The sequence below is a fragment of the uncultured Aquincola sp. genome (genome assembly GCF_964001545.1).
GTDB lineage: Bacteria > Pseudomonadota > Gammaproteobacteria > Burkholderiales > Burkholderiaceae_C > Aquincola.
In genome coordinates, this window is the sequence record NZ_CAXFDV010000781.1 from 1 (window position 1) to 2,660 (window position 2,660).

General features: G+C 68.1%; 3 protein-coding genes and 1 riboswitch. Of the genes, 1 reads left to right on the forward strand and 2 read right to left on the reverse strand.

The features are described from left to right. Positions 1–22 precede the first annotated feature (22 nt). Together ABNT58_RS27175 and ahcY are read right to left on the reverse strand one after the other, a co-directional pair. Positions 23–340: a hypothetical protein gene (locus tag ABNT58_RS27175; RefSeq protein WP_348756498.1), complete on the reverse strand. Its 318-nt coding sequence runs from the start codon at positions 338–340 to the stop codon at positions 23–25. A gap of 51 nt (positions 341–391) precedes the next feature. Then, positions 392–1,834 carry an adenosylhomocysteinase gene (ahcY, locus tag ABNT58_RS27180; RefSeq protein ID WP_348756499.1) on the reverse strand — a complete coding sequence of 481 codons (1,443 nt, stop codon included), beginning with the start codon at positions 1,832–1,834 and terminating at the stop codon, positions 392–394. Positions 1,835–1,909: 75 nt separating this feature from the next. After that, positions 1,910–2,006, reverse strand: a riboswitch (S-adenosyl-L-homocysteine riboswitch). 95 nt (positions 2,007–2,101) lie between these two features. Here ahcY and ABNT58_RS27185 point away from each other — a divergent pair. Next, positions 2,102–2,660: HAD hydrolase family protein (locus tag ABNT58_RS27185; protein ID WP_348756500.1), on the forward strand; the 559-nt coding region annotated here is incomplete at its 3' end.

Consider the following 2,660-nt stretch of genomic DNA (forward strand, 5'->3'; position numbering starts at 1 on the left):
CAGCAGCGTGCGCGGCGCGGTGTCAGCGGCCATCGGCCTCGTCGCGCAGCGCGCGCACGATGTCGGCCGAGCGGCCACTGTCCGCAGCCATGCCACTGAAGCGGCTGCGGGCGCGCAGGGCCAGTTCATCCAGCGTCAACGAGCCCACGGCGGGCGCCGCTTGCGGCCGAGCGGCCACAGCCGGCAAGCCGGCCGACGGCGCGGGTGCGTCGTCACCCACCGCAGCGCCCAGCAGCGCCATCAGCTCGCCTTGCAGCGAACGGTGATGGCGCGCCGCACGCTCGCGCAGGCGCTGTGCCCACGCGTCCGGCACCCCTTTGATGGACAGGTTGATGCTCATGGCTGCCTCGGTTCCGCAATGGCGCCATTTTGGAGCCATTGCGGGCCGATGTCAGTACCGGTAGGTGTCGGGCTTGTACGGGCCTTCCTTGGGCACGCCGATGTAGGCGGCCTGCGCGTCGGTCAGCTCGGTCAGCATGGCGCCCACCTTCTTCAGGTGCAGGCGGGCCACCTTCTCGTCCAGGTGCTTGGGCAGCACGTACACCTGGCCGGCCTGGTAGGCGTCGGGGCGGGTGAACAGCTCGATCTGGGCGATGGTCTGGTTGGCGAACGAAGAGCTCATCACGAAGCTGGGGTGGCCGGTGCCGCAGCCCAGGTTCACCAGGCGGCCCTTGGCCAGCAGGATGATGCGCTTGCCCGGCTTGCCATCAACACCGGGGAAGATGATGTGGTCGACCTGCGGCTTGATCTCTTCCCACTGGTACTGCTCGAGCGACGCTACGTCGATCTCGTTGTCGAAGTGGCCGATGTTGCAGACGATCGCCTGGTCCTTCATCGCGGCCATGTGCTCATGGCGGATGACGTCCTTGTTGCCGGTGGTCGTCACGAAGATGTCGGCCTTGTCGGCGGCGTACTCCATGGTCACGACCTTGTAGCCTTCCATCGCGGCCTGCAGCGCGTTGATGGGGTCGATCTCGGTCACCCACACCTGGGCGCTCAGCGCGCGCAGGGCCTGGGCAGAGCCCTTGCCCACGTCGCCGTAGCCGGCCACCACGGCCACCTTGCCGGCGATCATCACGTCGGTGGCGCGCTTGATGCCGTCCACCAGCGATTCACGGCAGCCATACAGGTTGTCGAACTTGCTCTTGGTGACCGAGTCGTTGACGTTGATGGCGCGGAACAGCAGCGTGCCCTTGGCGCTCATCTCCTTGAGGCGGTGCACGCCGGTGGTGGTCTCTTCGGTCACGCCGATGATCTGGGCGCTCTTGCGGGTGTACCAGCTGCCGTCTTCGGCCAGCTTGGCCTTGATGGCGGCGAACAGCTCGCGCTCTTCTTCGCTGCCCGGGTTGGCGATGACCGACAGGTCCTTCTCGGCCTTCTGGCCCAGGTGCATCAGCAGCGTGGCATCGCCGCCGTCGTCCAGGATCATGTTCGGGCCTTCACCTTCGGTGCCCTTGGCGCCGAATTCGAAGATGCGGTGGGTGTAGTCCCAATAGTCGCGCAGCGTCTCGCCCTTGTACGCGAACACCGGCGTGCCGGTGTCCACCAGCGCGGCGGCGGCGTGGTCCTGCGTCGAGAAGATGTTGCACGAGGCCCAGCGCACCTGGGCACCCAGGGCCTGCAGCGTTTCCACCAGCACGGCGGTCTGGATGGTCATGTGCAGCGAGCCGGTGATGCGCGCGCCCTTGAGCGGCTGGCTCTTGGCGAACTCTTCGCGGATGGCCATCAGGCCGGGCATCTCGGTCTCGGCGATCTTGATTTCCTTGCGGCCCCAGGCGGCAAGCGACGGATCGGCGATGGCGTGGTCTTGGGTGGGCTTGAGTACGGCGTTCATAGGGGCTCCAGGTCAACGGGCCCGCCGCATCGTGCACAAGGGAGAGGTGTGTCCACTCACCCAGGCCACGACACGTGCGGGTGAGCGCTGTTGCTGACCGCTGGCGGCAAGGCTGCCGAAGCGGGGTCCGAGCCTGGGGCACAGGGTGTGCCTTGCAACGCTCCTCGGAATGGGGGGATTGTAATCAGCCGGGAAATGGGCGCCGTGACAAAAGCCGCGGGAAAAGCCCGGGCGTTCCGGGTCAATCGTGTGTGCAAGACTGCACGGATGCCTGACAGCAGCAACTCACTTTCCTGGTCGGCCGCACCGGCCGAAGCCCTGGCCGACGTGCTGGGCGTGTTCACCGACATCGACGACACCCTGACCGAGGGGGGCGCCATCGACCCGCCCGCGCTGGCCGCGCTGCAGGCCCTGCACGCGGCCGGCGTGCCCGTGATCGCCATCACCGGCCGCCCGCTGGGCTGGAGCCGCGAACGGGCCGCCACCTGGCCGCTGCGTGCGGTGGTGGCCGAAAACGGCGCGGTGGCGCTGGTGCATGAGGCCGGTGGCTGGCGCACGGTGTACGCGCAGGACGAGGCCACCCGCGCGGCCAACACGCCGCGCCTGCAGGCCGCTGCCGCCCGCGTGCTGCGCGAGGTGCCGGGCGCCACGCTGGCGCAAGACAGCGCCGGCCGGGTGACCGACATCGCCATCGACCACAGCGAGTTCAGCCACCTGCCGCCCGCTGCCATCGACGAGGTGGTGCGGGTGATGCGCGAAGAGGGCATGCACTGCAGCGTCAGCTCCATCCACATCAACGGCTGGTTCGGCGAGCACGACAAATGGA

Coding starts and splice junctions, on each gene's coding strand:
- ABNT58_RS27175 (WP_348756498.1), bottom strand. CDS start 340: ATGAGCATCAACCTGTCCATCAAAGGGGTGCCGGACGCGTGGGCACAG.
- ahcY (WP_348756499.1), bottom strand. CDS start 1,834: ATGAACGCCGTACTCAAGCCCACCCAAGACCACGCCATCGCCGATCCG.